At 60.7% G+C, this 25,070-nt stretch carries 23 protein-coding genes; 14 read left to right on the plus strand and 9 right to left on the minus strand.

Annotated elements, in window-relative coordinates; all coding sequences use genetic code 11:
• Nucleotides 1-528: THUMP domain-containing protein (locus H6B51_RS10740; RefSeq protein ID WP_243421255.1), on the minus strand; the 528-nt coding region annotated here is incomplete at its 3' end.
• Nucleotides 529-626: 98 nt separating this feature from the next.
• Complete coding sequence (locus tag H6B51_RS10745; RefSeq protein ID WP_204883689.1) at nt 627-872, minus strand: hypothetical protein; 246 nt, start codon at nt 870-872, stop codon at nt 627-629.
• Nucleotides 873-975: 103 nt separating this feature from the next.
• On the opposite strand from H6B51_RS10745, the gene H6B51_RS10750 reads away from it, so the two are divergent.
• Nucleotides 976-1,221, plus strand: a complete 246-nt coding sequence (locus H6B51_RS10750) for a helix-turn-helix domain-containing protein (RefSeq protein WP_204883690.1) — start codon at nt 976-978, stop codon at nt 1,219-1,221.
• 52 nt (nt 1,222-1,273) lie between these two features.
• Here the strand turns inward: H6B51_RS10750 and H6B51_RS10755 are convergent, their stop codons facing one another.
• Nucleotides 1,274-2,788 carry a YifB family Mg chelatase-like AAA ATPase gene (locus H6B51_RS10755; protein WP_204883691.1) on the minus strand — a complete coding sequence of 505 codons (1,515 nt, stop codon included), beginning with the start codon at nt 2,786-2,788 and terminating at the stop codon, nt 1,274-1,276.
• Nucleotides 2,789-3,222: 434 nt separating this feature from the next.
• Between H6B51_RS10755 and nifJ the strand changes: the two genes are divergently transcribed.
• The gene (gene nifJ, locus H6B51_RS10760; protein WP_204883692.1) at nt 3,223-6,762 is read left to right on the plus strand and encodes a pyruvate:ferredoxin (flavodoxin) oxidoreductase; all 3,540 of its coding nucleotides are present in this window, start codon (nt 3,223-3,225) and stop codon (nt 6,760-6,762) included.
• Nucleotides 6,763-7,831: 1,069 nt separating this feature from the next.
• Here nifJ and ychF read toward each other — a convergent pair.
• The 3 genes from ychF to H6B51_RS10775 form a co-directional block, all read right to left on the minus strand.
• Nucleotides 7,832-8,941 (minus strand): redox-regulated ATPase YchF, encoded by a 1,110-nt coding sequence (gene ychF, locus H6B51_RS10765; protein ID WP_204883693.1) that lies wholly within the window; start codon nt 8,939-8,941, stop codon nt 7,832-7,834.
• Nucleotides 8,942-9,041: 100 nt separating this feature from the next.
• The gene (locus H6B51_RS10770; RefSeq protein ID WP_204883694.1) at nt 9,042-10,226 is read right to left on the minus strand and encodes a tyrosine-type recombinase/integrase; all 1,185 of its coding nucleotides are present in this window, start codon (nt 10,224-10,226) and stop codon (nt 9,042-9,044) included.
• 152 nt (nt 10,227-10,378) lie between these two features.
• Nucleotides 10,379-10,579 carry an excisionase gene (locus tag H6B51_RS10775; RefSeq protein ID WP_204883695.1) on the minus strand — a complete coding sequence of 67 codons (201 nt, stop codon included), beginning with the start codon at nt 10,577-10,579 and terminating at the stop codon, nt 10,379-10,381.
• A gap of 759 nt (nt 10,580-11,338) precedes the next feature.
• On the opposite strand from H6B51_RS10775, the gene H6B51_RS10780 reads away from it, so the two are divergent.
• The 9 genes from H6B51_RS10780 (at nt 11,339) to H6B51_RS10820 (ending at nt 21,809) form a co-directional block, all read left to right on the plus strand.
• Nucleotides 11,339-12,391: a YqaJ viral recombinase family nuclease gene (locus tag H6B51_RS10780; RefSeq protein ID WP_204883696.1), complete on the plus strand. Its 1,053-nt coding sequence runs from the start codon at nt 11,339-11,341 to the stop codon at nt 12,389-12,391.
• Between the two features lie 16 nt (nt 12,392-12,407).
• Nucleotides 12,408-14,702, plus strand: coding sequence for an SF1B family DNA helicase RecD2 (recD2, locus tag H6B51_RS10785; protein ID WP_243421256.1), 2,295 nt, complete (start codon nt 12,408-12,410; stop codon nt 14,700-14,702).
• A 101-nt stretch (nt 14,703-14,803) separates the two neighbouring features.
• On the plus strand, nt 14,804-15,724 hold the full coding sequence (locus tag H6B51_RS10790) for a hypothetical protein (protein WP_204883697.1): 921 nt from the start codon (nt 14,804-14,806) through the stop codon (nt 15,722-15,724).
• 38 nt (nt 15,725-15,762) lie between these two features.
• Complete coding sequence (locus H6B51_RS10795; protein WP_243421257.1) at nt 15,763-17,466, plus strand: YodL domain-containing protein; 1,704 nt, start codon at nt 15,763-15,765, stop codon at nt 17,464-17,466.
• Entirely contained in the window at nt 17,466-17,717 is a 252-nt protein-coding gene (locus tag H6B51_RS10800) for a hypothetical protein (RefSeq protein WP_204883698.1), read from the plus strand. Before H6B51_RS10795 ends, H6B51_RS10800 begins: the two co-directional genes overlap by 1 nt.
• A gap of 64 nt (nt 17,718-17,781) precedes the next feature.
• Nucleotides 17,782-18,345: a Cas9 inhibitor AcrIIA9 family protein gene (locus H6B51_RS10805; RefSeq protein ID WP_204883699.1), complete on the plus strand. Its 564-nt coding sequence runs from the start codon at nt 17,782-17,784 to the stop codon at nt 18,343-18,345.
• A gap of 9 nt (nt 18,346-18,354) precedes the next feature.
• On the plus strand, nt 18,355-18,903 hold the full coding sequence (locus H6B51_RS10810; protein WP_204883700.1) for a DUF7666 domain-containing protein: 549 nt from the start codon (nt 18,355-18,357) through the stop codon (nt 18,901-18,903).
• Complete coding sequence (locus tag H6B51_RS10815) at nt 18,900-21,098, plus strand: PcfJ domain-containing protein (RefSeq protein ID WP_204883701.1); 2,199 nt, start codon at nt 18,900-18,902, stop codon at nt 21,096-21,098. Before H6B51_RS10810 ends, H6B51_RS10815 begins: the two co-directional genes overlap by 4 nt.
• A gap of 81 nt (nt 21,099-21,179) precedes the next feature.
• Complete coding sequence (locus tag H6B51_RS10820; RefSeq protein WP_204883702.1) at nt 21,180-21,809, plus strand: hypothetical protein; 630 nt, start codon at nt 21,180-21,182, stop codon at nt 21,807-21,809.
• 52 nt (nt 21,810-21,861) lie between these two features.
• Here the strand turns inward: H6B51_RS10820 and H6B51_RS10825 are convergent, their stop codons facing one another.
• A complete protein-coding gene (locus H6B51_RS10825; RefSeq protein ID WP_204883703.1) occupies nt 21,862-22,356 on the minus strand; it encodes an SLOG family protein in 495 nt (164 codons plus the stop codon).
• Between the two features lie 98 nt (nt 22,357-22,454).
• Here H6B51_RS10825 and H6B51_RS10830 point away from each other — a divergent pair, with 98 nt between their 5' ends.
• Both H6B51_RS10830 and H6B51_RS10835 read left to right on the plus strand, forming a co-directional pair.
• A complete protein-coding gene (locus tag H6B51_RS10830; protein WP_335342147.1) occupies nt 22,455-22,703 on the plus strand; it encodes a helix-turn-helix domain-containing protein in 249 nt (82 codons plus the stop codon).
• A gap of 105 nt (nt 22,704-22,808) precedes the next feature.
• Nucleotides 22,809-23,051: a helix-turn-helix domain-containing protein gene (locus H6B51_RS10835; protein WP_204883705.1), complete on the plus strand. Its 243-nt coding sequence runs from the start codon at nt 22,809-22,811 to the stop codon at nt 23,049-23,051.
• Between the two features lie 39 nt (nt 23,052-23,090).
• On the opposite strand, the gene H6B51_RS10840 is transcribed toward H6B51_RS10835, so the two are convergent.
• Both H6B51_RS10840 and dinB read right to left on the minus strand, forming a co-directional pair.
• On the minus strand, nt 23,091-23,339 hold the full coding sequence (locus tag H6B51_RS10840) for a hypothetical protein (RefSeq protein WP_204883706.1): 249 nt from the start codon (nt 23,337-23,339) through the stop codon (nt 23,091-23,093).
• Between the two features lie 4 nt (nt 23,340-23,343).
• Nucleotides 23,344-24,591, minus strand: coding sequence for a DNA polymerase IV (dinB, locus tag H6B51_RS10845; RefSeq protein WP_204883707.1), 1,248 nt, complete (start codon nt 24,589-24,591; stop codon nt 23,344-23,346).
• Between the two features lie 153 nt (nt 24,592-24,744).
• Between dinB and H6B51_RS10850 the strand changes: the two genes are divergently transcribed.
• Nucleotides 24,745-24,987, plus strand: coding sequence for an SOS response-associated peptidase family protein (locus tag H6B51_RS10850; RefSeq protein WP_204883708.1), 243 nt, complete (start codon nt 24,745-24,747; stop codon nt 24,985-24,987).
• The last annotated feature ends 83 nt before the right edge of the window (nt 24,988-25,070 follow it).

A 25,070-nucleotide genomic window follows, 5' to 3' on the forward strand; every position in this document is an offset into this window, starting at 1 on the left:
CCCAACGGGCAGGCCCCCGGCCCCCGGCTCCGGGTCGGCGTGGACGTAGGCGGCGTAGTCCCGTACCTCAAGATATACCGTCAGCTCGGGATGGTGTACGTCCACCTTCAGGTTGGGATACTTCTCGTCCAGCTCGCCCCCCACGTACTGGGACAGCTGGATGGAGGTCATGGGAAAGGACTTGTCCGCCCGCTTGGACTCTACTTTAAAGGTGTGGGCAGCGGCCAGCTTGTCCCCCAGGTACTCGATGGCGGTGTTCAGCATGGCGTCGGCGTCCTTCTCGCAGGAGCGGGCCCGGCTCAGCCCCACCACGCCGAACAGGCGGGTCATGGCCTCCCAGGCCCCGTCCAGGTCGCAGGCATCATCCTTGGGCTCCACGTACATGGTGGACTGCTTGGAATACACCTTAAAATCTCCAAAGGGGCGCAGGCGGCGGCGGGCGTTGGCGATGAGCCGGTCCTCAAAGGTGCGCCGGTTCAGGCCCTTGAGCACCAGCTCCCCCAGCTTCAGCAGAATGATCTCGTTCATATGGATTCCTCTTTCAATATAAGGTCTATCAATCGAAAGCCATTATAGCGAAAAGAAAGGAAAAAGTCCAGGAAAACCAGGCAGGTGTGGGGTAAACCTCAAAAATCATGCCTGCTGCCGCAGTTGGAGCCCAACTGCTCAAAGATCTGCACAATCTCCTCAATTTTTTGAAAGCACTGGGGATCGTCCAGGGAGTCGTCCCGCAGGACGGCCTGGATCTGGCAGAGGGCCTGGTAACTGGCCGATTCTAACAGCGCCGCGCCGGAGAGGTGGAGTTCGGGAAAGGTAATGGAAAGGGGTTGGCGCTCCAACAGTTTAGCCAAGAGTTCCGATGCCAATTCCATGTGATCGCGCTCCTTTTTAAAAGTGGACTAATATTGGTCCTATTGTATCACCCCAAATCCATAAAATAAAGAGGAAAGACCAAGCTGGGCCGGGGGTGATGGAATGACGGAGCAAAAGATCAAGCAGGATGCCATTCGGATCGGTGAAAACATCCGCCGCGTGCGGAAGCTGCGGGGGATGGGCCAAACCGAGCTGGCTAACCGCCTCCAGTTGGAGGGGATCGACATGACCCGGGAGACGCTGGTCAAGATCGAACGGGGCATCCAGCACATCTCCGCCAGCCAGCTGCGGGGCATCCGGGATGTGCTGGGCACAAGTTATGAGGAATTGTTAAAAGAAACCCCCTAAGCTGCCGTTTTGAAGTGGCGCGAAGGGGGTTTCATCATGCTTCTATTATGGCTCACCGCCGCAAATGGCCGCTCTCCCGGTACTGGATGGCCTCGGCCAGGTGCTCCACACCGATTTGCTCTGCCCCGTCCAGGTCGGCGATGGTGCGGGCCACCCGCAGGATGCGGTGGTAGCTGCGGGCGGTGAGGCCCAGCCGGTCGAAGGCCCCCTTCACCAGGGCGGCGCCCCCCTCGTCCAGGGCGCAAAACTCCCCCAGTTCCCGCTGGCCCATGTGGGCGTTGCAGTCGGGGCCGCCGGGCCCGAAGCGGGCGGTCTGGATGGCCCGGGCCCTGTCCACCCGTGCCTTGATGGCGGCGGAGGGCTCAGCCTGGGGCCGGCGGGAGAGCTGGTCGAAGTCCAGGGGAGGTACCTCTACATACAGGTCGATGCGGTCCAGCAGAGGGCCGGACAGGCGGCTCATGTACTTGTCCACCTCCCGTTCCGAGCAGCGGCACCGGTGGCCGTAGCCATACCAGCCGCACTTGCAGGGGTTCATGGCGCACACCAGCATGAACCGGGCGGGGAACACGGCGGTGCCCGCCACCCGGCTGATCTGGACCTGGCCGTCCTCCAGAGGCTGGCGGAGCACCTCCAGCACCTCCTTGGAGAACTCCGGGGCCTCGTCCAGAAAGAGCACTCCGTTGTGGGCCAGGGAGATTTCTCCCGGCCGGGGATTGGAGCCACCCCCCGCCATGCCCATGGCGGACACGGTGTGGTGGGGTGAGCGGAAGGGCCGCTGGGTGAGCAGGGGGCGTTCGGCGCTGGTAAGGCCCATCACCGAGTGGACCTCGGTGCACTCCAGGGCCTCCCGCATGGTCATGTCAGGGAGGATGGAGGGCAGCCGCCGGGCCAGCATGGACTTGCCCGACCCGGGCGGGCCCACCATGGCGATGTTGTGCCCCCCGGCGGCGGCGATCTCCAGGGCCCGCTTCACGTTTTCCTGACCCTTCACGTCGGCGAAGTCGGGGCAGGGCTCCGGCTGGGTCCCGGGGGTCCAGGGCTGGGCGGGATGGATGGGCTCCTCCCGCCGCAGGTGGGCCACCAGCTGGGCCACGCTCTCTACCGGGTATACCGTCAGGCCTCCGGCCAGGGTGGCTTCGGCGGCGGAGCCGGCGGGGACGTACAGCTCCTTGACTCCCGCCCGCCGGGCGGCCAGGGCCATGGGCAGCATACCGGCCACCGGCCGCAGCTTGCCCGACAGGGAGAGCTCTCCCACAAAGGCGCTGTCCGGTCCGGGGGAGGGCAGCTGCTCTCCGGCGGTGAGGATACCTATCAGAATGGGCAGGTCGTACACCGTGCCCCCCTTTTTCCGGTCGGCGGGGGCCAGATTCACCGTGATGCGGGAGACGGGGAAGGAGAAGCCGCAGTTTTTGATGGCCGAGCGTACCCGGTCCCGGGCCTCCTTCACCGCCGCGTCGGGCAGGCCCACCACCTCGAAGGCGGGCAGGCCGCCGGACAGGTCGCACTCTGCCCGCACCTCGTAGCCTGAGATGCCGGTGAGGCCCAGGGAACGGATTTCACGGAGCATGGTCTCCCTCCTCTCCTCAGAGCAAAAGCCCATAAAACTCATAATAAATTAGTATACCACAAAAAAAGGCAGGCGCATAGGGGAAATGCGGGAAAACAACGTTACCGGCAGGGGAAAATGGAAGAGATTCCAAACTGGTCCGTCTAGTATTTATAGTTTGAAAGCAAAACAAAAGGCCTGCATTTTTTCGAAGGAAAAAGGGAGAAAGCAAGGGCAATCTCCAGCCGTTGCGCAATGGTAGAAAATTAAAAAGATAAGTAAGATTTGATTTACAAACAGGTTGGATGGTGTTACAATGAAGGCGCTCCGGGAGTTTCTTCCCGGTAAGCTGGGAAAACGGCCAGGGTAATGGGAATCCGGCTCGGCCCCCGGGATCACGGGCGGAGACCGATTCCCATTGCCCTGGAAGAACGAAACAAGGAGGAATCGTTTCAATGGCGAGAAAGCTGAAATCCATGGACGGTAACACCGCGGCTGCCCACGTCTCCTATGCCTTTACCGAGGTAGCGGGTATTTACCCCATCACCCCCTCCAGCCCCATGGCCGACAACGTGGACCAGTGGGCGGCGCAGGGCCGGAAGAACATCTTCGGCACCACCGTCAACGTGGTGGAGATGCAGTCTGAGGCCGGCGCCGCCGGTACCGTCCACGGCTCCCTGGCCGCCGGCGCCCTGACCACCACCTACACCGCCTCTCAGGGCCTGCTGCTGATGATCCCCAATATGTACAAGCTGGCCGGCGAGCTGATGCCCTGCGTGTTCCACGTGTCCGCCCGTACCGTGGCCACCCACGCCCTGAACATCTTCGGCGACCACTCCGACGTCATGGCCTGCCGCCAGACCGGCTTTGCCATGCTGTGCGAGTCCAACCCCCAGGAGGTCATGGATCTGGGCGCCGTTGCCCACCTGGCCGCCATCAAGGGCCGCGTTCCCTTCATCAACTTCTTCGACGGCTTCCGTACCTCCCATGAGATCCAGAAGATCGCCATCTGGGGCAACGACGATTTGGCCGATATGGTGGATATGGACGCTGTGGAAGCCTTCCGCAAGCGCTCCCTGAACCCCGAGCGCCCCGTGATGCGCGGTTCTCACGAGAACGGCGACATCTTCTTCCAGCACCGCGAGGCCGCCAACAAGTACTATGAGGCCGTTCCCGGCATCGTTGAGGAGTACATGGGCAAGGTCAACGCCAAGCTGGGCACCAACTATCAGCTGTTCAACTACTATGGCGCTCCCGACGCCGACCGCGTCATCATCGCCATGGGCTCCATCTGCGACGTGGCCGAGGAAGTCATCGACTACCTGAACGCCCACGGCGAGAAGGTGGGCCTGGTGAAGGTGCGCCTGTACCGGCCCTTCCGCGCCGACAAGCTGCTGGAGGCCATTCCCGCCACCGCCACCAAGATCGCCGTCCTGGACCGCACCAAGGAGCCCGGCGCTCTGGGCGATCCCCTGTACCTGGACGTGGTCACCGCCTTCGCCAACGCCGGCCGTCAGGCCACCATCATCGGCGGCCGCTACGGCCTGGGCTCCAAGGACACCCCGCCCAGCAACGTGTTCGCTGTCTATGAGGAGCTGACCAAGGACGCTCCCAAGCGCCAGTTCACCGTGGGCATCGTGGACGACGTGACCTTCACCTCCCTGGAGGAGAAGCCCTCCCCCAACACCGCGGCTCCCGGCACCATCGAGTGCAAGTTCTGGGGTCTGGGCGGCGACGGCACCGTGGGCGCCAACAAGAACTCTATCAAGATCATCGGCGACCACACCGACAAGTATGTCCAGGCTTACTTCCAGTATGACTCCAAGAAGACCGGCGGCGTGACCATCAGCCACCTGCGCTTCGGCGATCAGCCCATCCGGGCCCCCTACTACATCAACAAGGCCGACTTCGTGGCCTGCCACGTGCCCGCTTACATCGTCAAGGGCTTCCCCATGGTCCGCGACGTGAAGGACGGCGGCGTGTTCCTCATCAACTGCCAGTGGAGCGACGAGGAGCTGGATCACCACATGCCTGCCGCTGCCAAGCGCTACATTGCCGAGCACAACATCCAGGTCTACACCATCAACGCCATCGACCTGGCCATTGAGATCGGCATGGGCAAGCGTACCAACACCATCCTCCAGTCCGCCTTCTTCAAGCTGGCCAAGGTGATGCCCGAGGCCGAGGCCATCCAGTACATGAAGGACGCCGCCACCCACTCCTACCTGAAGAAGGGCCAGGACGTGGTTGACATGAACCACAAGGCCATCGACGCCGGCGCCACTGCCTTCCACAAGTTCGAGGTCCCCGCCTCCTGGGCTACCGCCGAGGACAAGCCGGTGGAGGAGAACCTGGCCGGCAACGCCGACACCGTGAAGATGGTCAAGGACATCATGGAGCCCGTGGGCCGCATGGACGGCGACAGCCTACCTGTCTCCGCCTTCGCCAACGGCCATGAGGACGGCACCTTCTTCCAGGGCGCCGCTGCCTACGAGAAGCGCGGCGTGGCCGTCACCGTGCCCGAGTGGGATGCCTCCAAGTGTATCCAGTGTAACCAGTGCTCCTATGTCTGCCCCCACGCCACCATCCGGCCCTTCGCCCTCACCGAGGCCGAGGCCGCCGCTGCCCCCGAGGCCGCCAAGATCGTGGACATCAAGGCCGGCAAGGGCAAGGGCGTGTACAAGTTCGCTCTGGCTGTCAGCCCCCTGGACTGCATGGGCTGCACCGTCTGCGTGAGCACCTGCCCCGTCAAGGCCCTGACCATGAAGCCCCAGGAGTCCCAGGCCGCCCAGCAGGAGGTCTTCGACTACATGGTGGCCAAGGTGGCCCCCAAGGCCGACGTGGAGGACATCACCACCGTCAAGGGCTCCCAGTTCAAGCAGCCCCTGCTGGAGTTCTCCGGCTCCTGCGCCGGCTGTGCCGAGACCGCCTATGCCCGCCTGATCACCCAGGTGTGCGGCGACCGGATGTACGTCTCCAACGCCACCGGCTGCTCCTCCATCTGGGGCGGTCCTGCCGCTACCTCTCCCTACACCGTTAACAAGGAAGGCAAGGGTCCCACCTGGGCCAACTCCCTGTTTGAGGATAACGCCGAGCACGGCCTGGGCCTGTATCTGGGCCAGAAGGCCATCCGTGAGCGCCTGATCGGCAAGCTCACCGCTATGACTGAGACCGCTCCCGCTGAGGCCAAGGCCGCCATTGAGGCCTTCATTGCCACCAAGGACGACGGCGCCGCCAACCAGGCCGCTACCGCCGCTCTGGTCGCTGAGCTGGAGAAGGGCGCCGCCGCCGGCTGCCCCGACTGCCAGGAGGTCCTGAAGGAGAAGGAGTACCTGAACAAGAAGTCCGTCTGGATCTTCGGCGGCGACGGCTGGGCCTACGACATCGGTTACGGCGGCCTGGATCACGTCATCGCCTCCGGTGAGGACGTCAACATCTTTGTGTTCGACACCGAGGTGTACTCCAACACCGGCGGACAGGCCTCCAAGTCCTCCAACATCGGCCAGGTGGCCCAGTTTGCCGCCGCCGGTAAGACCCAGCCCAAGAAGAGCCTGGCTGAGATCGCCATGCAGTACGGCTACGTCTACGTGGCCCAGATCGCCATGGGTGCCAACCCCAACCAGACCCTGAAGGCCATCACCGAGGCCGAGAGCTATCACGGTCCCTCCCTGGTCATCGGCTACGCTCCCTGTGAGATGCACTCCATCAAGGGCGGCATGGCCAACTGCCAGCAGGAGATGAAGAAGGCTGTGGACTGCGGCTACTGGAACCTGTTCCGGTACAACCCCGCTGCCAAGGCCGAGGGCAAGAACCCCTTCACCCTGGACTCCAAGGCCCCCGCTGGCGGCTATCAGGAGTTCCTGATGAACGAGGCCCGCTACTCCTCCCTGACCCGCGCCTTCCCCGAGCGCGCCAAGGAGCTCTTCGCTCAGAACGAAGAGGCCGCCAAGGCCCGCTACGAGCACCTGACCCGTCTGGTGGAGCTGTACAAGTAAGTTCAAACGCCATGACCCCCGGGCAAATGCCCGGGGGTCTTTTTTGCTGCCTCTTCTTAGGGCTCCATCAAAGATGGGGCGGCGCTGTGCGCCGTCCAAGCGTTTTGGGCCTCTGGTCCAAAACCTTGATGCCGGCGGAATTCAGTTCCGCCGAGCAGATGAAAATCACGGGTCCCCGCCGGGGCCATGGCCCCGGTGGGCCTGGCCGCCAAGGCCCGCTACGAGCACCTGATCCGTCTGGTGGAGCTGTACAAGTAATCAGTAACCACAAGACCCCCGGGCAAATGCCCGGGGGTCTTTTTTGCGGCCTCTTCTTAGGGCCCCATCAAAGATGGGGCGGCGCTGTGCGCCGTCCAAGCGTTTTGGGCCTGTGGCCCAAAACCTTGATGCCGGCGGAATTCAGTTCCGCCGAGCAGATGAAAATCACGGGTCCCCGCCGGGGCTATGGCCCCGGTGGGTCTGGCCGCCAAGGAGCGCTACGAGCACCTCGCGGGAACCCACGCACAGTTGAACGGAGTGACTGTGCGTGGGAGAGGAGGCGCAACGGAACGAGAGAGCTTTGCCGTATACGGCGAAGCGAAGGATGTGGAGTTTGCGCCGACGAGGTGGAGCTATACAAGTAATCAAAACCTGCAAGGAGCCCGGGCATCTGCCCGGGCTCCATTCTTTTTGCAGTGTTTAGATAAAATGTATAAATATTAAATCATAAAGACAAAGATAAAGCGCTTCCGTAGGGGCGGGTCCCAGACCCGCCCGGCGCGCCTAACGTGCCGTTTTCCGCCTCGCTGCGCCGGGCGATTGATAATTGCCCCTACAGACAAAGATGGAAAGCCTGTGTAGGGGCGGCCTGTGGCCGCCCGCCGTGCCGCAAACCGCCCTGGCACGTCGGCCGCCATGCATGGCGGCCCTACGGACAAGGATCGGACACCGTAGGGACGGGTGCCCATATCCGCCCAGCATACCGTTGTCTGCCCCGTTCCGTCGGGGCGGCCGGTGTCCGGCCCCTACGCGAAGGGCGGCCCTCAAAAACAAATCGCCCCCGGGATACCTCCGGGGGCGGTGCTGTTTCTCACACGTTGAACCGGAACAGGACGATATCTCCGTCCTTCATCACGTATTCTTTACCCTCGGACCGAACCAGGCCCTTTTCCTTGGCTGCGTTCATGGAGCCGCAAGCCATCAGGTCGTCGTAATTGACTACCTCGGCCCGGATGAACCCCCGCTCAAAGTCGGTGTGGATCTTACCGGCGGCCTGGGGGGCCTTGGTACCCTTGCGGATGGTCCAAGCCCGGCACTCGTCCTCGCCGGAGGTAAGGAAGGAGATGAGGCCCAGCAGGGCATAGCTGGCCTTGATGAGCCGGTCCAGGCCGGACTCGGCAATGCCCAGGTCGTCCAGGAACATTTTTTTCTCATCAGGATCCAGCTCGGCGATCTCGGCCTCCAGCTTGGCGCACACGGGGATGACCTGGGCCCCCTCCTTGGCGGCCAGCTCCTCCACGATCTTGTAGTAGGCATTGCTCTGACAGTCGGCAAAGCCGTCCTCGTCCAGGTTGGCGGCGTAGATGATGGGCTTCAGGCTGAGCAGTTCGGCGGTGGCCACGATGGCGGCGTCGTCCTCATCGCACTCGAAGGACCGGGCGGAGTTGCCATCGTTGAGCCAGTCCTTCAGGGCAGTGAACACCTCCACCTCCCGCAGGTACTTCTTGTCCCCCTTGGCGGCCTTCTGGGCCTTGTCGATGCGCCGCTCCACCATCTCCACGTCGGCCATGATGAGCTCAATGTCGATGACTCCAATGTCCCCGGCGGGGTCCACCGGCACGTTGGTGCTGGTATCGGCCACCACATGCATGATATTCTCGTCGTCAAAGCAGCGAACCACGTGTACAATGGCGTCGCACTCCCGAATATTGGCCAGGAATTTATTGCCCAGGCCCTGGCCCTTGGAGGCCCCCTTCACCAGGCCGGCGATGTCCACGAACTCCACCACCGCGGGGGTGGTCTTTTTGGGGTGGTACATCTCAGTGAGAGCGTCCAGCCGGTAGTCGGGTACCGCCACAACGCCCACGTTGGGGTCGATGGTGCAGAAGGGGTAGTTGGCGCTTTCCGCCCCGGCGTTGGTAATGGCGTTGAACAGAGTGGACTTACCTACGTTGGGCAGCCCCACGATTCCTAATTTCATTGATCTCCACATCTCCTTTATTTGCAAGGGTTTGCGGGTTTTCTGACCTTGCTTCCGCACCAATTCCGCACCAATTTTTCATCTGCGCACCAACATTGACTTATCCTGTGGCGCGGCATGCTTCAAACTGACGTACCGCAGTTATCATAGAATCATCGGTGACATGAACGTAGCGGTCCATAGTGGTTTTGATACTCGAATGACCAAGTAATTTCTGCAGGACTTTGGGCTGCATCCCGCTTTCAATGGCCCTGGTTGCGTATGTGTGGCGAAGCGCATGCATACAAAACCGTTTGATGCCGGCTTCATCACAGAGCTTGTATAGATGCGTATCATATGAGCTGTTTTTGGCAGGCTCGCCGGTTCGCCAGTTGATAAACACCAGATCGTGCATGACCAGGTAACTGGTTTGCCCTGTGCGCCGGTCAATGTACTCCAGGATCTGCGATAGCGTATCAGATTCCTTGCGATCGTTTCGTCGATCAAAGCACGCTTTCAAAATCTGATAGGCCCGATCGGTCAAAGGGATCGTACGATAGCTGGACGTGGTTTTGGGAGGGCCTGCACGCCAATACTTTTGCTTATACCGAAACTCCAGTGTTTTGCTGACGGTAAGCGTATGCTTTTTCCAGTCAATGGAGTCCCATGTGAGTCCGATCAATTCTCCTGTACGTAAACCGGTCTCCAAAAGCAGGGCATACTGGCTGTAATTGTGAGAGTGCTTTGCCACATTCAAAAAAGCCTCTTGCTCTTCAACGGTCAGGAACTTGATATCGTCTACCGCGCGGACAGGCTTCGTATATCGCACGCCATCCATAGGATGTTTGAAAATGAGCTCGTTCATAACTGCAGACCGGATCATTGTGCCCATTACGATATATGTCTGTCGGATCGTAGAACCGGCATATGCGGCGTCCATTCGGTTCAAGACGATTTTGCAATGCATGGGTTTCACATCGGATAGTTTCATGGGACCTATCACAGGCTGGATGTTTTGCTTGTAGCGCTCATAGTAGTTGCGCTTGGTATTGGGCGCAAGATCACAGATCAGGTTTTCGAGCCAGTAGTTAAACCACATGTCCACAGTCATATCGCAGCTTGCGGTAAAAATACCATGTCTCTCCTCGTATTGTGTGTCTGAAAGCCAGTTGCGTGCTTCTGGCAAGGTGTCAAAATGCCGTTCATGACGCCTGCCGTCTCTGCCACAATATCGTGCCGAGTATTTACCATCCTTTCTCTGGCAGATCCCTTTGCCGCATTCTCTGCCTTTTAAGTTTTTGCCCATTTCGAACTCCTTTCCAGTGCTTGTAAGAAAAGAGTCCAACACAACACATTATTGTATCAGAAAACTCTCTGTTTTTCAATGACCTTCGGGGCTTTTGGTGCGCACCACTTCGGGGCTTTTGGTGCGCACCAGTTATGCCATTGGCACGTCTGCTAAATGGCCATTCGATTCCTGATATACTCTTCAAATTCTTTCCGCTTGACCAGCTTCCTTGTGCCCACATACAGGACAAAGGGACAATTAGGCGCTTTTAGCAGCGAATCAATCTTGTTTATGCCGATATTGCTGTATTCCGCGGCTTCCCGGATTGTTAAAACCATTTTAAGGTGGATGGGAACGGTATTTGCATCCATAGTGAGTTCCTTTCCTCTATATTTGATCTCATTTTAACAGAAGGTAATTTCATCATGGTCTCCCGGCCCACTTCCTGCGCTCTCGTTCCAGACCGCGTATTGACAGGCTGCCGCTGTGCGGCACTTCCTCAGCAGGCGGGCAGACGGCACCGCTGTCGGCTGATCCTGTATCACTTCCGGGAGACCTGTATAAAGCCGTCTGTGCGGCGTTTTCAAGGTGCACGGCGCAGAGCGCTTGGATTTGCCCTGTCACTATAGAAAACAGGATTGACGTCCGATTTTTTTGCAGCCTTATCAAACAGGATATTGATATTTGAAATTGACACACACAATATATTGTGTTATAGTGACGATATAGTTGATTGCTGCGCCAATTCCCCATTGGGGCACAGGCTGCCGGCCTGTGTGTGGAGCAAGACCTCCGCCTGCGCACGTTGTTAGGTTTGTACGTCAGTCAGTAGGATCACTGTGCCCTGGAGCCGGTGTCTTACTGCTTTTTTATTTTGGGGCGATCCCCGTAACGCGAGAATGACATTCGTTTGCCTGAACCGGGCCGATTGTTGTTCTCGCTTTTTTTGTTGCCCAAATGCCGGAAGGCTTTGAGGATAAATCAGCAGAAAGGTGGAACCGACATGAAACGCAAAAACAGGAGATGGAAGAAACAGAGCTCTGTCAGGCTGAGACCGCTGAACGCAATGAAGCCGGTGAGACGGCGCGCGGGAAGGGTGACGCTGCGAAAGCTGGAAAGGCAGGTATGACATGAACCAGGAACAGGATTACAAGCCGGAGGCTGTGGTCCATACGGAGGGCTTGTCCCGGAAAGAATGGCTGGACTATCGCCGGCAGGGGATCGGAGGCAGCGACGCCGCGGCGGTGCTGGGCATTTCGCCCTGGCGGACCGCCAGAGATCTCTACTATGACAAGCTGAATATCGCCACAGCCGACGACGACGAAAACTGGGTGGCCAAGGCGGTGGGGCAGCTGCTGGAGCCCCTTGTGGCCAAGGTGTTTGAGCGGCAGACCGGGCTTCGGGTACATCGGATGCCCTATCTGTTCCGCCATCCCCACCATCCCTGGATGCTGGCGGATCTGGACTACCTGGTGGATCTGCCGGACGGGACCAACGCCATCCTGGAGTGCAAGACCACCAACCATGGCGCGAAAGAGCTCTGGTGGAACAACGGCGCCGAAGCGGTGCCGCCCTATTATCGGACCCAGGGATGTCACTACATGGCGGTGGTCAATCTGAATCGGGTGTACTTTTGCTGCCTGTACGGCAACACCGAGGAGGAGGTCATCATCCGCCGGGTGGACCGGGACCGGGCATATGAGGCGGAGCTCATTGCCATGGAACAGGATTTTTGGCAGACCTATGTGGCCGCCCAGACGCCGCCGCCCTATCTGGAATACAGCGGGGAGCTGATCCAGAAGAGCCTGCGGCGGGCAGCCGGGCTCGGGGACGGGACGGCGCCGCCGGTCACCCTGGGACAGCGGCAGGCCGCCCAGGCCGCGGCGTATCTGGAGCTCCAGGCCCGGAAGAGCGCCCTGGCTGCCCAGACAAAGGAGCTGGACAACGAGATGAAACGGCTGAAGGGCCTCATTGTGGATCAGATGGGCAGCAGCCGGGAGGCCGCGTTTGACGGGCCGGATGGAAGTTACCTGGTGACCTGCCAGCCCAGCTATACGGTCGGTATCCCCAAGGAGCGGCTGACGCGGCTGAAGGAGCAGTATCCCCAGGTGTACCGGGAATTTGCGGTGGTAACAGAACGCCGGGGATTCCGTATCAAAAAAGCCGCCCCGCTGGCGGCGTAATAGGGAGGTGCAAGTCATGCCTATTGTAGCTTTGCTGGTCAAGGTGCTGTATTGGAACGCTGCCAGCAAATACAGCGTCCTGCGGATGAAGACGGAGGATACCGGCGTGCCGGAGGTGGCCAGGGGACCCCACAACCCCTATGACCATCTGATCCGTTTTACCGCTGTGGGATATGAGATCCCCCAGACCAGTACGGTCAAGCTGGAGCTGGACGGTACCTGGAAAGAGGGAAAGTACGGGCTCCAATACCATGTGGAGCGGTGGCGGGAGGTGATCCCGCCTACCCTTGAAGGCGTGCGCGGCTACCTGGCCTCCGGACTGCTGAAGGGGATCGGGGAAAAGACCGCCGACGCCATCGTAGGACAATTCGGGGTGGACGCCCTGCGGATTCTGGAGGATCAGCCCCAGCGGCTGCTGGAGATCCGGGGGATTACGGAGGAGCGGCTGTCCCAGATCCGGGCGTCCTATGCGGAGAACCGCCGGATGCGGGATCTGTTGACCCTGCTGGCGCCCTATCACGTGACGCCGGCGGCGGCGCGGAGGATATATGAGCATCTGGGCCCCGTCTGTGCCGATCTGGTGCGGCAGAGCCCCTATCACCTCTGTCAGGTGCCCGGCTTTGGGTTTAAGCGGGTGGACGCCATTGTGCGGAAATCCGGCGGCGACCTGAGCGATCCCAGGCGGATCCGGGGGGCGCTGCTGTATGCCCTGGAGGATGCCCGGGCCAAAAAGGGCCATCTGTACCTGGAGGGGGAGGAATGGTTCAAAAGCGGAATGAAGCTGCTGAACGAGCGCCAGCCCCTGCCCCAGCTGCGGGTACAGCGGGAGCAGGTGGAAGCGGAACTGACCGGCATGATCCTGGACGACCAGATCGTGTCCAACCGGGGCAATGTGTACCTGCCCGGCTGCTTCCGGCAGGAGAGCGAGACGGCGCGGAACATCGTGGAGCTGCTGTTGAAGCGGCCAGGGCCGGTGGAACTCACTCATACGCTGGAAGAGGTCAAGCGCCAGCTGGGGATCACCCTGTCCCGGCGGCAGAACGAAGGGGTGAAGATGGTTTTCCGGCATAATTTGTCCATTATTACCGGCGGGCCCGGCACCGGCAAGACTACGGTGCTGAAAACAGTGATCCAGGTCTACCGCAGGCTTTACCCCAGAGAGCGCCTGCTGCTGGCGGCGCCCACCGGCAAAGCCAGCCGCCGCATGGCGGAGGCCACCGGGGTGGCCGAGGCCCAGACCCTGCACAGCCTGCTGGGGCTGTTCGGAGACGAAGGCGTCACTCAGACTCAGAGGCAGGAGCCGCTGGAGGCCGGGCTGCTCATCGTGGACGAGAGCTCCATGATGGATATGTGGCTGGCCCATAAGCTGTTCCAGCGGCTGCGGCCGGGGACAAAGGTGCTGCTGGTGGGAGACGCCGACCAGTTGGAGAGCGTGGGCGCAGGCAGCGTGTTTCAGGAACTCATCGACTGCGGGATCATACCGGTGACTGTATTGGACGAGATCTTCCGTCAGGCCAAGGACAGCCTGATCGCCTACAATGCCAAATTCATCAACGAGGAAAAGACCACCCTGTTTTACGGCCCGGACTTTGTATTCCAGCCGGCGGAGAGCCAGGCGGAGGCGGCCGAACTGATCCGGACGCTCTACCGGGAACAGGCGGAGCAGGTGGGAGCGGAGCAGGTGGAGATCCTGTGCCCCTTCAAAACCGAGGGGGAGACCTCCGCCCTGAACCTCAACGCCGTGATCCGGGAAGCGGTCAATCCGCAGACCGGCGCTGTGCCGGAGCTGACCTTTGGCGGAAAATCGTTCCGGCTCCATGACAAGGTGATCCAGCTGAAAAACAACTATAAGCGCAAGCTCTTCAACCGGGACTGGCAGCAGATCGGCGAAGGGGTGTTTAACGGCGACGTGGGAACGGTCCGGGAAATCGGGCAGAACCGCCTGGTGGTGGACTATGAAGGCCGCCTGGCGGAGTACACTGCGGATCTGCTGGACGAGCTGGAGCTGTCCTACGCCATGACCATCCACAAAAGCATGGGCTCGGAATACAGCACGGTGATCATCCCCCTGTTTGCGGCCCACAGGCTTCTCCTCACCCGGAACGTGATCTATACGGCCATTACCCGGGCCAAGAAGCGGGTGATCCTGGTGGGCGAAAAGCGGGCGCTGTACATGGCCATTCACAGCAATGGGAAGGGACAGCGCAATACCCAGCTGGCCCAGCGGATCTGCCTGTACCACAAGGCGGTGGCAGGGAATGGACCTGCCGCCGGAGAGACAGCTGGGGAGGAATTAAAGCAAGTGGGATAAACAGGCCCGGCCGCAAAAAAAGCGGCGGGGCGTCCTGTTTCCTGTATGAGAGCACGGGATGCCGATTGGCGTCCGATGATTCGGAAAGGAGAGAACAGACCATGAAGTCCCCCAAAGGTATGCTGCCCCAGACGGTTCCGGCGGCCGCCGGGCTCCGGGCGGTATCCGGATTTGACCCTATGCGGTTTCTCCGAAAGGAGGTCTCCCGGGAAACCGGCGAGACCATGTACCGGCTGGAGCTGCGCTATAAGAAGCTGTGGTTCCGGCTGGCCTGTCCCAACGGACGGCTGATCCACAGCCCCCTCCGGGTAACGGAGCAGTTGGCGGTGTATGAGGCCAGGGTGTATCTGGACCGAAACGACAGCCAGCCTGTATCCGCGGTATCGGTCTCCAGATCCAAGGAGGAGACCGGGGACGGCGACTTTGTAAAGGCGGCGCAGGACTGCGCCATGGACGCCGCCCTGGATGAGGCCGGGTTTGGGATCCAGCTGTGCCGGGAACCCGCAGATCATGAGGAACGCCCGGCTGAATGCCATGAGACCGCCCCGGCGGCAGAAGCTCCGGCTGCGCGGGAGGAGAAGGCCCCCGAGCCGGAGACCCCGGCGGCACAGCCCGCCGGCATCTCCGCGGCGGTGAGTATGCTCCAGAGCCTGTCCGGCACCTCCAAGCTGGCCAGCGGGAAAGAGACCCCGCCGCCGGAGGAGACGGCAGCTGTCCCGGAGCCCGGCGGTCAGGGACCCTCTGTGGAGCCCGTCCCGCCGGCGCCTGACGACAGCGCCGTGCGGGCCAAGTATGGTGAGGATATGCCGGTGGAGGAGATCCGTGCCGCCATGACCATGGAGGAGGCCGGAGCGCTGGTGATCGCCAGCGGGATCAACAAGGGCATGACCATGGCTGAGGTGGCCCGGAAACGGGCGGCCAGCCTGAAATACTATGCCTACCTGGATTCGTACTGCGGCAGTGTTGAGAGGGCCGCCGCCCTCCTGTTCCTGGAAGAGCGGGAGGAGCCCAAAGCCAGTTGAGCAAATGGCCGGTATCTTGTTGAGGGAGGGGGTCAGAGTTGGGACCCGGAAATCATCACGATTTTCCCTTTCATATTATGGATGTGGCCGGGATTCTCCGCCTGAACATCAGGCGGAGGATCCCAGGCCAGGCCTATGCGGATTGTCCCATCTGCGGCGACCGCAGAGGCAAGCTGAACCTGAACCTGGCAAAGGACGCCTGGCGGTGCAATTACTGCGGCGCGGGGGGCGGGATGCTGGCCCTCTATGCCCGGGTGTACGGCATCAGCAATTCAGACGCCTATCGGGAGATCTGCGACGCTTTGGCTGTGGATGGGTTTGCCACGGAAACGTTTCGGGAGGATGGGCCGCCGGTGGGAGACCTTCCCCAGGCGGCCAGCGCAAGTCCTCAGGAGGTCCACCAGACCTATTCCATGCTCCTGTCCATGCTCAACCTGCTGCCGGTCCACAGAAAACACCTGCGGGAGGTCCGGGGGCTGACAGACCAACAGATCGACGCCTTTCAATTCAGAAGTACGCCGCCGACGGCCCTGTGCCGGATCTATGCCGAGCGTTTGCGCAGAGCGGGCTGCAAGGTGGAGGGAGTGCCGGGATTTTATCTCAATGACTACGGCAAGTGGACGATACGGTTCTACAGCCGCACCTCCGGCATTATCATCCCCATTGTGGGCGTGGACGGGTTGATCCGCGGGATACAGACCAGGCTGGATCATCCCCTCCGGGACAAGGATGACCCGCCGGACCGGGAAGGGATCAAATACCTGACCCTGTCCTCCGCCGGGAAGCCGGGAGGCGTGTCCTCCGGCAGCCCCATCCACTTTGTGGGGGATCCCTGCGCAAGGGTGGTCTATGTGACCGAAGGCCCGCTGAAAGCGGATATTGCCCACGCCCTTACGGGACGCTCCTTCGCGGCGGTCCTGGGGGCGGGCAACCTGGCCGGGCTGGATGGACTGTTCGCCTTCCTGGGAAGGAGCGGCACAAAGGAAATCATTGAAGCGGCAGACATGGACAAGTACCGCAACGCCATGGTGGACGCGGGCAGCTCCCGGGTGGCGGAGCTGGCCCGGAAATATGGCCTGGAGTGCCGGCGGCTGACCTGGAATCCCAACTGTAAGGGGATCGACGATTGGCTGCTGTCCCTTCGGGAAAAAACAGAACAGGGAAGGGGGAAACCCCGCATGACATGGAAAGAAGCCTATCTCCATGGGCAGCTTGCCTTTGCGGATCTCAGAAGTGAGACAGAGCAGTGGCGCTCAACCCATGGGGATGACAGCGGGCTGGGCGCCGCGCTGGGCCTGACGGAGGAGGAATATAAGGCGCTGGTCCGAGGGGACGGCGGGCTCAAGGCCTTCCTTGACCGGCAGCGCCGGCGCCAGCGGTTCCGGATCTATCAGCTGGCGCTGGAGCGGGGCCAAGTGGTGCCCTTTGCCTTCACCGGCCTGGAAGGACTGCGGAAGGCGGGCTTTGCCCAGCCGCCCCCGTCCTATTACCGTCTGGTCCATGAGGGGGAGCTGATCTGCCCCAACGACCAGAGCGAGCAGGCCATTCTGGAGCGGATCTTCACCCGGTACAATGACGACCTGCCGGCGGACTACGGCGGCCATAGCCTGTCGCCCTCCGACGTGGTGGAGCTCTGCCGGGCGGAAGGTTCCCGGTACTTCTACCGGGACAAGGCAGGTTTCGCTCCGGTCCGGTTTTCGCCCCCGCAGGGGGAGACGCCGGCGGAAGCAGAGGTGAACTGATGCCGGGCCATAGCGCGGGAGCAAACCCGCTGGAGGAAATGCGCCGGGCCTGTGTCCGGCTGGACGCGGATATCCGCTATCACCGGGCGGAGGGATACTTTACAGCCATCGTCCGGGGCGTCCAGGACAACCCCGAGGACCGGGACAAGGCAAAGGCGGTTCAGGAAGAGCTGAAACGGCTGGCCGGTCAGTTCCCCGGGGTGATATGTTATTGCTTTGACTCGTTCTGCACCTTGCTCTATGCGGTTTGAGTCGTCAGAGGGATGTTATGCCGCGGGCGTAGCATCCCTTCTAATTTGGATTAGGAGGACAATCATGGGTTATTTTTCAGAATTGGACAGCCAGCGGCGGGAGGAACTGCCGCAGAACAAACAAAGCGTACACGAGGAAGGGGGCACCTCCGGCGCTATGACCAGGGATGAGACGATCCGGGCGGCCATGGACCGGGTACGGACGGAAACCGAACGGCTGACCCGGCGGAGTATGAAGGAGTGCGTGGCGGAATATCTCCAGACCAGATGCCTGGAGGACGCAGCCCTGGCCCGTATGACCCTTCAGTCCGGGAAAAGCATGGCCGGCTGTTTCCAGTATATCAATGGTAAGGCGTGGGACTACGCGCAGGAAGAGCGCAAAGCCAACGCCGTCCGCTCCGATCAGGGGGAACAGGTCTATGGCTGCGATGTCCCTGACGAGCTGTGCTATCAGTGGGCGGAGGAATACTTCCGCGCCGCCGGGCTTCCGGAAAAAACGAAGAAAGCGTCCCCTGTGCCCAATCAGGACAGGGAATCGAGGACGGAAAAGCCGGCCAAGCCGGCAGAACATCCGGAGGATGAGGGCCAGATGTCCCTGCTGGAGCCGGGACTGCCCATGGCGGGATAAGGAGGGGCCATGATCGCGTTTAAAGGGTTTGAGCCCGGGCTGATCTGCCGGGGCTATCCATTCGTACTGGGGCGGAATGTGACCGACAAGGCAAATTGCCGCCAGAACGGCTTCCACTGCGCGGAAAATCCCCTGGACTGCCTGACCTACTACCCGGATATCACCCATGCCGAGTTTTATATCGTCCATGCCGGCGGGGATCTGGATGAGGATGGGCAGGATTCCAAGATCTCCTGTACGGAGCTGACCATCCTGAAAAAACTGACCGCCAAGGAGCTTTTGCTCCACGGGCTGGCCTATATGGCGGACCATCCCTTGCGGAAACTGAGCGTTAACGCCCAGTGGGACAGGGGAAAGGCCAGAGACGGCTATGCGGTGGTGCGGGGGATCGATCCCGTGGCCTCCGGGCAGCTGGGGGATATCCTGGCCTTTGCCAGGGAAGACGCCGTCTCCGGACGGATCCTGCAGGTGGCTGTGGCCACAGTGGACGGCGGCCGGATCTTGCCGGATCGCTGGTACAGCGCTGATTTTATGGAACGAGAGGTGAGGGAACCATGAGAAAAAAAGAGCTGGAGCGCCTGCGTACCCTGAAAGCCACCCCCAAAATGATGAAGCTGGCGGCGGAGGATACGCCCCAGGTGGTCAGACACCAAAGACAATGGGGCGGAGGCTGGTCTGAGACCGTGTATCGGTATGGCCTGTACCTCCGCTGCCAGATCCTGAAGGGCATCCTGAAGGCCGCCATTTTCCTGCCAGATCAAATGCGGCTGGGGGCGGAGTTGCCGGCCTATGAGCTGTACATCAACCGGGAGACGGGAGCGTTTCTGACCTATGACCGGCAAAAGGAAAAGTGGCTTACCGCCAAGCTGGATATGCTGGAGTGGCCCGATTATGTCCGCCACTCCCCTGGCAAGTGGATCAACCCCGAGGGATACGCCGCCATCAAACGGTATCTGGGGGTGGAGCGAGGGGGATATCCCGGCCTGTTGGATTACCAGCTGAGCGTGCGCCAGGAACAGCTGCGGAGGCGGCATAAGCGGGAGACAGATCCCTGGGATCTGGATCTGGCGCAGACGCCGGAGCTCCCCAAGGACTGGGCGCGCTGGGTGGATAAGGTAGGCATAGGGCAGCACTACATCTTTTACCACTACACCAGGAGGGGCGCGGACCACGGTTACTGTACCTATTGCGAACAAGAGGTGCCCATTCGCCAGCCCCGGCACAACCGGGTCGGCCATTGCCCCCGCTGCCGGAAGGAGATCACCTTCAAGGCAGTGAAGAAAGCGGGCACCGTGGTCACGGACACTACGCCGGTATACCTGTTCCAGCGGTGCGAGGCGGGGGTGATGCTGCGGGAGTTCGCAGCCTCTGTCTGCTATCGGCAGGGGGCGTATGAGACGCCGGAACGAGCCTGTACAGAGATCCGCCGGTCTATTTACGACAGCTCCGTCCGACAGCGCCGGGCCTACTTCTGGGGAGACTACAAGCATACCGCTTTTCGATGGATCCTGGGCAGCGTGTGCCAGCCCTACTGGCATGGATGCCGCCCGGGGCGGATCTATGGCAAGACCATGCCCGACCTGGGACGCAAAGAACTGAGCCGGACGGGGCTTTTGGAGTGCTGCCGGGACGGCGCGCTGGTGGACCCCGAAAAATATCTGGCTCTTTTGAGCGCATATCCGTGGATGGAGCAGCTGGCCAAAGCGGGGCTGCCCAGGCTGGTGGAGGAGTGCATGGATCGTGCCCACCAGATCCAGGGGCTGTTTCAGGAAAACCGGAGCGGCGGACTGGCCAAAAGACTGGGCATTGACGCCCAGGGGCTCCGGCGGATGCGGGCGTGCCGGGGTGGCACCCGGTTCCTGGAGTGGCTGAAGTATGAAAAGGCCACCGGGAAACCCCTGCCGGATCAGGTCATCGCCTGGTTCAGCAGACAAGGGCTCCAGGCCGCCGATCTGCGGTTTATCAGCGACAGGATGAGCATGGTACAGATCTGCAACTATATGCGCCGCCAGATGGCGGAGACCGGTATGTCCTGCTGGCAGATGCTGGTCACCTGGAGGGACTATCTCTCCATGGCCCGGCGGTTTGGCCTGGACACGGAGGACACCATCATCTATCGGGTCCGGAAGCTGCGCCAGCGGCATGATGAGCTGGTGAAGCGGAGCGGAGAAAAGGACCTGGCCATCCAGGCCGGGGAACTGCTGGAGAAATACCCCCATGTGGAAGAGGTGCTGGGCTCTCTGCGCGGGATCTACGACTTCGGGGATGAGGACTACACGGTGGTGGTCCCCACCAGGATCGAAGAGATCATCCTGGAGGGCCGGGCCCTGTCCCACTGTGTGGCCACCAGTGAGCACTATTGGGAACGGATCGAGCGCAGGGAGAGCTATATCCTCTTTCTGCGCAGGACAAGGGACCTCCAGAAGCCCTATTACACCCTGGAGGTGGAGCCGGACGGCACCGTGCGGCAGAAGCGTACCAGGTTCGACCGGCAGGAGGCGGACATTGGGCAGGCCACCGGCTTTCTGCGCAAGTGGCAGAAGGTTGTGGCTGCCCGGCTCACCCGCCGGGAGTGTGCGCTGGCGGAGACCAGCCGCGCCTTGCGAGCGCAGGAGCTGGTACAGCTGCGGCAGGATCAGGTGGTCATTCACACCGGGCACCTGGCCGGCAGGCTGCTGGCGGACGTCCTGCTGGCGGATCTGATGGAAAATACGGACGCCGGACGGCAGGAGGAACAGCCCGAGGCGGCATAACAAAGAAAAATGGGATGGGCGCCCGGCGGACGCCCATCCCAAAGTTTCTTTTGATCAGAAAAAAGAAATGGAGGCTATCATATGAAAGATCGGATCCTGCTCAAAGGGTACCATGCTGGCAACTGCCTGTTTCTGAGGACAGTGTCCGCTAAACTTCGTTCTCCGCACCGTTTTGGGGTTCTGAGCAACGAATTGATCCGGCTGGAGCGGGAAGACCGGCCGCTGATCCTGTCAGACCTGGACTCCTTTGCCAAACTGCGTCTGGAACAAGCGACGGGCCATACCGACATGCTGGTCATTCAATTTACCTGGCTTTCGCAGTCCGGTATCCATAGCGTGACCGGCTGGAAAGAGACTGTGCGGGTGCCCTATGAGCGGTTCCACGCCTTTGCGGTGGGGAACGGCTGCGAGGCAGGGGAAACGTGGCGCTTACTCTCAGTGCCGGAACCGATGGCACCCAGGCTGGTATTCCAAAGCAAGCGAAATCTGAAGGCCGTCTCATCCAATGCAGTGCTTCGGCACAAGCTGGGGGTGGCTTTACACCGGAATTTCAACTGGCGAAACTGTGAGAAAGTGATTTTTACCGATGACTTTGTGCCGTACAGCTTTTTGTTCCAAAGCTATACAAGCCGGGGACCGGATCTGTGCGGCGGCCTGATTCTGCACGGTCAGGAGGATTTGAAGGCGTCGTATTACGGTATACATACCTGATGCGCGAGAGAAAGGCATGGATTTGGCTGGACTACAAACGGAAGAGAGCGGTTCAGAAGCGGATCTCCCGCACCGGCTTTTCCAGCGCTCTGGCGTAGGCCACTGTACTGCCCGTCCCGCTGGGCAATCCATTCCAGACCGCGATCACCAGCCCGCTGTGATCGACCAGATAACGGTTGCGCCGGTCAAAGCAGTCCGGCGTATAGCGCTCTTGCAGCACCGTGATCTTATCGCACTGTTTCAGAATGGAGCGGTACCGCTGGCGGCTCTCTGAGGGCCACCGGGCGTCCTGATCTTCACAGGGAAGAACACACTCCAGGGTGACTGACTGCCGGTTTTTCAGGGCCAGCACGATTTCTGCGGCCCAGGTGTCTGTCCCGAGGGCCATACCCGTGAGGAAGTGGCGTATGCCATCCTGTTTGATGGCTCTGACGATTTCGCGTTTCAGACGGAATTTCAGGAGCAGACACCGCGGATCCCTCTCGTTGTACTTCCATGGAAAGGATTTGGGACGGTGGCCGGTAAAGCAGCAGGTATCCGTAAGCATATCGTTCACCTCGCAGGCTATGTATAGCCTAATAGTAGCATGTGTAGCCTACAAAGTCCACAAAAATTGGGTATGCTATCCACATCAGACGGAGGTGGATGGCATTGGATACGGTAACCGCGGTGAGACATCGCATCCTGGAATTGTGCGGGCAGCGAGGCATCAGCATCAATAAATTGGCGACGCTCTCTGCCTTGCCCCCGTCCAGTATCAAAAATATCCTGTATGGCAAGAGCCAGAATCCAAAGATCGTAACCATCAAGATGATCTGTGACGGGTTGGAGATATCCCTGGCGGAGTTCTTTACATCCCCGGAGTTCGCCGCGCTGGAGCAGGAGCTGAGATAGTCCCGATTTCCTGTTGTCCCAATTATAGCTTATTTTATGTAATTACGCAACTGCGTATACGCTACTGCGTGCGGATGGATACTATCATATCGAGGTGAGTTCGATATGGCAGTAAAGCAGGCAGTGGTGGATCGCTTTCTGGAGATATGTGGACAGCGTCAGATCAAGCCCAACGAATTGGCCAATCTTGCGGGGGTAACTCCTTCTACGGTGTACAGTATGCTGGATAAAACCCGGAAAGATATTTCCATCGTAACGATCAAAAAGCTGTGCGATGGGCTGGAGATCACCCTAGGGGAATTTTTCTCCACCCCCGAATTTGACTGCCTGGAGCAGGAAATCAAATAGCATCAGGCCGGTGCGGATCATATTCCGCACCGGCCTGTTTTATTGCCGTTTTGCCGCCACGAACCAGCGGCCCTTTTCAAACCAGAGATAGGATTCCTTTCCTTGGATGCGGCAGGTGTAGCGGTCACCCACGCCCCCCACACTCTGGCAGGCCGCCCGGCGCACGTCTAGGATCTTGTCCACCGGGTAGCGGTGGGCCTGGTCGAACTCGATCTCCAGGGGGCGCAGCTTGCCGTCGGCCTCAAACCGGACGATCACCGGCACATAGCGCTTTTCCCGCTCTTCCATTTGCTCACCCTCCGAAATAGCCCACAGGATGCACCGTGTGGTCGTCCTTGGGATTGATGGCCCCCAGCAGGGGGTCGGCCAGCAGCCTGGCCCGCTGGATGCTCCGGTAGCCGTACCGCTGCCGCAGATGATCCACCGCCCCGTCGATCCGCTCCCACTTGTCCCGGCGGGCATCCTCGGGATAAAACGACAGCTGGGTCCCCGCCGTGGCCTCCACCAGCCCGGCACCCCGGACGCCGATGCTGCGCAGGGGCCGCACCCAGCGGTAGTTCTGGCGGAACAGCCCATAGGCCGTCCGGGCGATCTCGTCGCTGGAGCAGGTGGGCGTCTCCAGCTTCCGCTGGCGGCAGAAGGAATTGAGCTCCACGTCCCGGACAGAGACCTCCACCACCGTGCACCGGCTGGCCAGCTCCCGCATCCGGGAGGCCACGCTCTCCGCCAGCAGCAGGAGCATCAGCTCCACGTCGCTGTCACAGGTCATATCCCGGGGGGTGGTGGCGCTGTTGCCCACCGACTTGATGTTGGGGATGTGGCCGCTCTTCCGGACGGGGGAGGGGTCCAAGCCCAGGGCAAAGGTCTGGAGTACCATCCCCATTTTGCCCAGCTTCCTGGTCAGGGTGTCCGTGGGCGCCTGGGCCAGCCGCCCGATGGTGCCGATGCCCAGCCCCCGCAGCTTCTTGCTGGTGGCCGGGCCCACGTAGAGCAGATCCTCCACCGGCAGGGGGTAGACCAGTTCCCGGTAGTTGTCCCGCTCAATGCGGGTGATAGCGTCCGGCTTTTTGTAGTCGCTGCCCAGTTTGGCGGTGATCTTGTTGTCCGACACCCCGATGCTGCAGGTGATGCCCAGCTCGAACTTTATCCGGCGGCTGATCTCCCGGGCGATGGTCATGGGGGAGCCGAACATTCCCACGCTGCCGGTAATATCCAGCCAGCTTTCGTCCAGCCCGAAGGGCTCGATCTGGTCGGTATAGTCCTCAAAGATCTCCCGGGCCATCTGGCTGAAGCGGATGTACTCCCCCATGTCCGGGGGCAGGGTCACCAGATGGGGACAGCGCTGTTTGGCCTGCCAGACGGCCATGCCGGTCTTGACGCCGAAGGGCTTTGCCACATAATTGGCGGCCAGCACGATGCCGTGCCGCTCTTCCTGGCTGCCGCATACCGCCAGAGGCTTGTCCCGCAGCTCCGGGTGGCGCTGCATTTCCACCGAGGCGTAAAAACAGTTCTGATCTACGTGCAGAATGTGCCGGCCCATAGCCATCCCCTCCTGCCTATAGAATAGAACGAATGTTCTAAAATGGCAAGAGGTAATTTTCCCCGGTTAAAAAGTCCCTGGGATGGGACAGCAGGTTGTGGTATACTATCCCTTGTGGCAGAACATCAGTTTCAGAGGAATGGGGTGCAGGATATGTGCGGTCGCTACCAGTTTACTGCGGAGGAGTGCAGGGAAATTCGGCAGATCGTCCAGGAGATCCAGCAGCGTTATGGAGACGGGGCCTTTCAGCCGGGGGAGATCCGGCCCACGTCGGCGGCCCCGGTGCTGCTGGACAGAGGACCGGCGCTGATGCGGTGGGGATATCAGCTGCCCCATAGCCTGGTCATCAACGCCCGGGCCGAGACTGCCTCTGGTGTTCGGGTCGGGTGTAATTAACCCCAAAGTGTCGGGAGTCCACGACCAAATTCAGCCGGAAAAGAAAAAGCCAGTACCATTGCTCTCTGCGAACCTGTACACTG

Source organism: Pseudoflavonifractor phocaeensis, assembly GCF_016901955.1.
In the GTDB taxonomy this organism is placed as follows: Bacteria; Bacillota; Clostridia; order Oscillospirales; family Oscillospiraceae; genus Flavonifractor; species Flavonifractor phocaeensis_A.

Excerpts from the sequence above, each read along its gene's own strand:
- H6B51_RS10745 (WP_204883689.1), bottom strand. The coding sequence starts at position 872 with ATGGAATTGGCATCGGAACTCTTGGCTAAACTGTTGGAGCGCCAACCC.
- H6B51_RS10750 (WP_204883690.1), top strand. The coding sequence starts at position 976 with ATGACGGAGCAAAAGATCAAGCAGGATGCCATTCGGATCGGTGAAAAC.
- H6B51_RS10755 (WP_204883691.1), bottom strand. The coding sequence starts at position 2,788 with ATGCTCCGTGAAATCCGTTCCCTGGGCCTCACCGGCATCTCAGGCTAC.
- nifJ (WP_204883692.1), top strand. The coding sequence starts at position 3,223 with ATGGCGAGAAAGCTGAAATCCATGGACGGTAACACCGCGGCTGCCCAC.
- ychF (WP_204883693.1), bottom strand. The coding sequence starts at position 8,941 with ATGAAATTAGGAATCGTGGGGCTGCCCAACGTAGGTAAGTCCACTCTG.
- H6B51_RS10770 (WP_204883694.1), bottom strand. The coding sequence starts at position 10,226 with ATGGGCAAAAACTTAAAAGGCAGAGAATGCGGCAAAGGGATCTGCCAG.
- H6B51_RS10775 (WP_204883695.1), bottom strand. The coding sequence starts at position 10,579 with ATGGATGCAAATACCGTTCCCATCCACCTTAAAATGGTTTTAACAATC.
- H6B51_RS10780 (WP_204883696.1), top strand. The coding sequence starts at position 11,339 with ATGAACCAGGAACAGGATTACAAGCCGGAGGCTGTGGTCCATACGGAG.
- recD2 (WP_243421256.1), top strand. The coding sequence starts at position 12,408 with ATGCCTATTGTAGCTTTGCTGGTCAAGGTGCTGTATTGGAACGCTGCC.
- H6B51_RS10790 (WP_204883697.1), top strand. The coding sequence starts at position 14,804 with ATGAAGTCCCCCAAAGGTATGCTGCCCCAGACGGTTCCGGCGGCCGCC.
- H6B51_RS10800 (WP_204883698.1), top strand. The coding sequence starts at position 17,466 with ATGCCGGGCCATAGCGCGGGAGCAAACCCGCTGGAGGAAATGCGCCGG.
- H6B51_RS10805 (WP_204883699.1), top strand. The coding sequence starts at position 17,782 with ATGGGTTATTTTTCAGAATTGGACAGCCAGCGGCGGGAGGAACTGCCG.
- H6B51_RS10810 (WP_204883700.1), top strand. The coding sequence starts at position 18,355 with ATGATCGCGTTTAAAGGGTTTGAGCCCGGGCTGATCTGCCGGGGCTAT.
- H6B51_RS10815 (WP_204883701.1), top strand. The coding sequence starts at position 18,900 with ATGAGAAAAAAAGAGCTGGAGCGCCTGCGTACCCTGAAAGCCACCCCC.
- H6B51_RS10820 (WP_204883702.1), top strand. The coding sequence starts at position 21,180 with ATGAAAGATCGGATCCTGCTCAAAGGGTACCATGCTGGCAACTGCCTG.
- H6B51_RS10825 (WP_204883703.1), bottom strand. The coding sequence starts at position 22,356 with ATGCTTACGGATACCTGCTGCTTTACCGGCCACCGTCCCAAATCCTTT.
- H6B51_RS10830 (WP_335342147.1), top strand. The coding sequence starts at position 22,455 with ATGGCATTGGATACGGTAACCGCGGTGAGACATCGCATCCTGGAATTG.
- H6B51_RS10835 (WP_204883705.1), top strand. The coding sequence starts at position 22,809 with ATGGCAGTAAAGCAGGCAGTGGTGGATCGCTTTCTGGAGATATGTGGA.
- H6B51_RS10840 (WP_204883706.1), bottom strand. The coding sequence starts at position 23,339 with ATGGAAGAGCGGGAAAAGCGCTATGTGCCGGTGATCGTCCGGTTTGAG.
- dinB (WP_204883707.1), bottom strand. The coding sequence starts at position 24,591 with ATGGGCCGGCACATTCTGCACGTAGATCAGAACTGTTTTTACGCCTCG.
- H6B51_RS10850 (WP_204883708.1), top strand. The coding sequence starts at position 24,745 with ATGTGCGGTCGCTACCAGTTTACTGCGGAGGAGTGCAGGGAAATTCGG.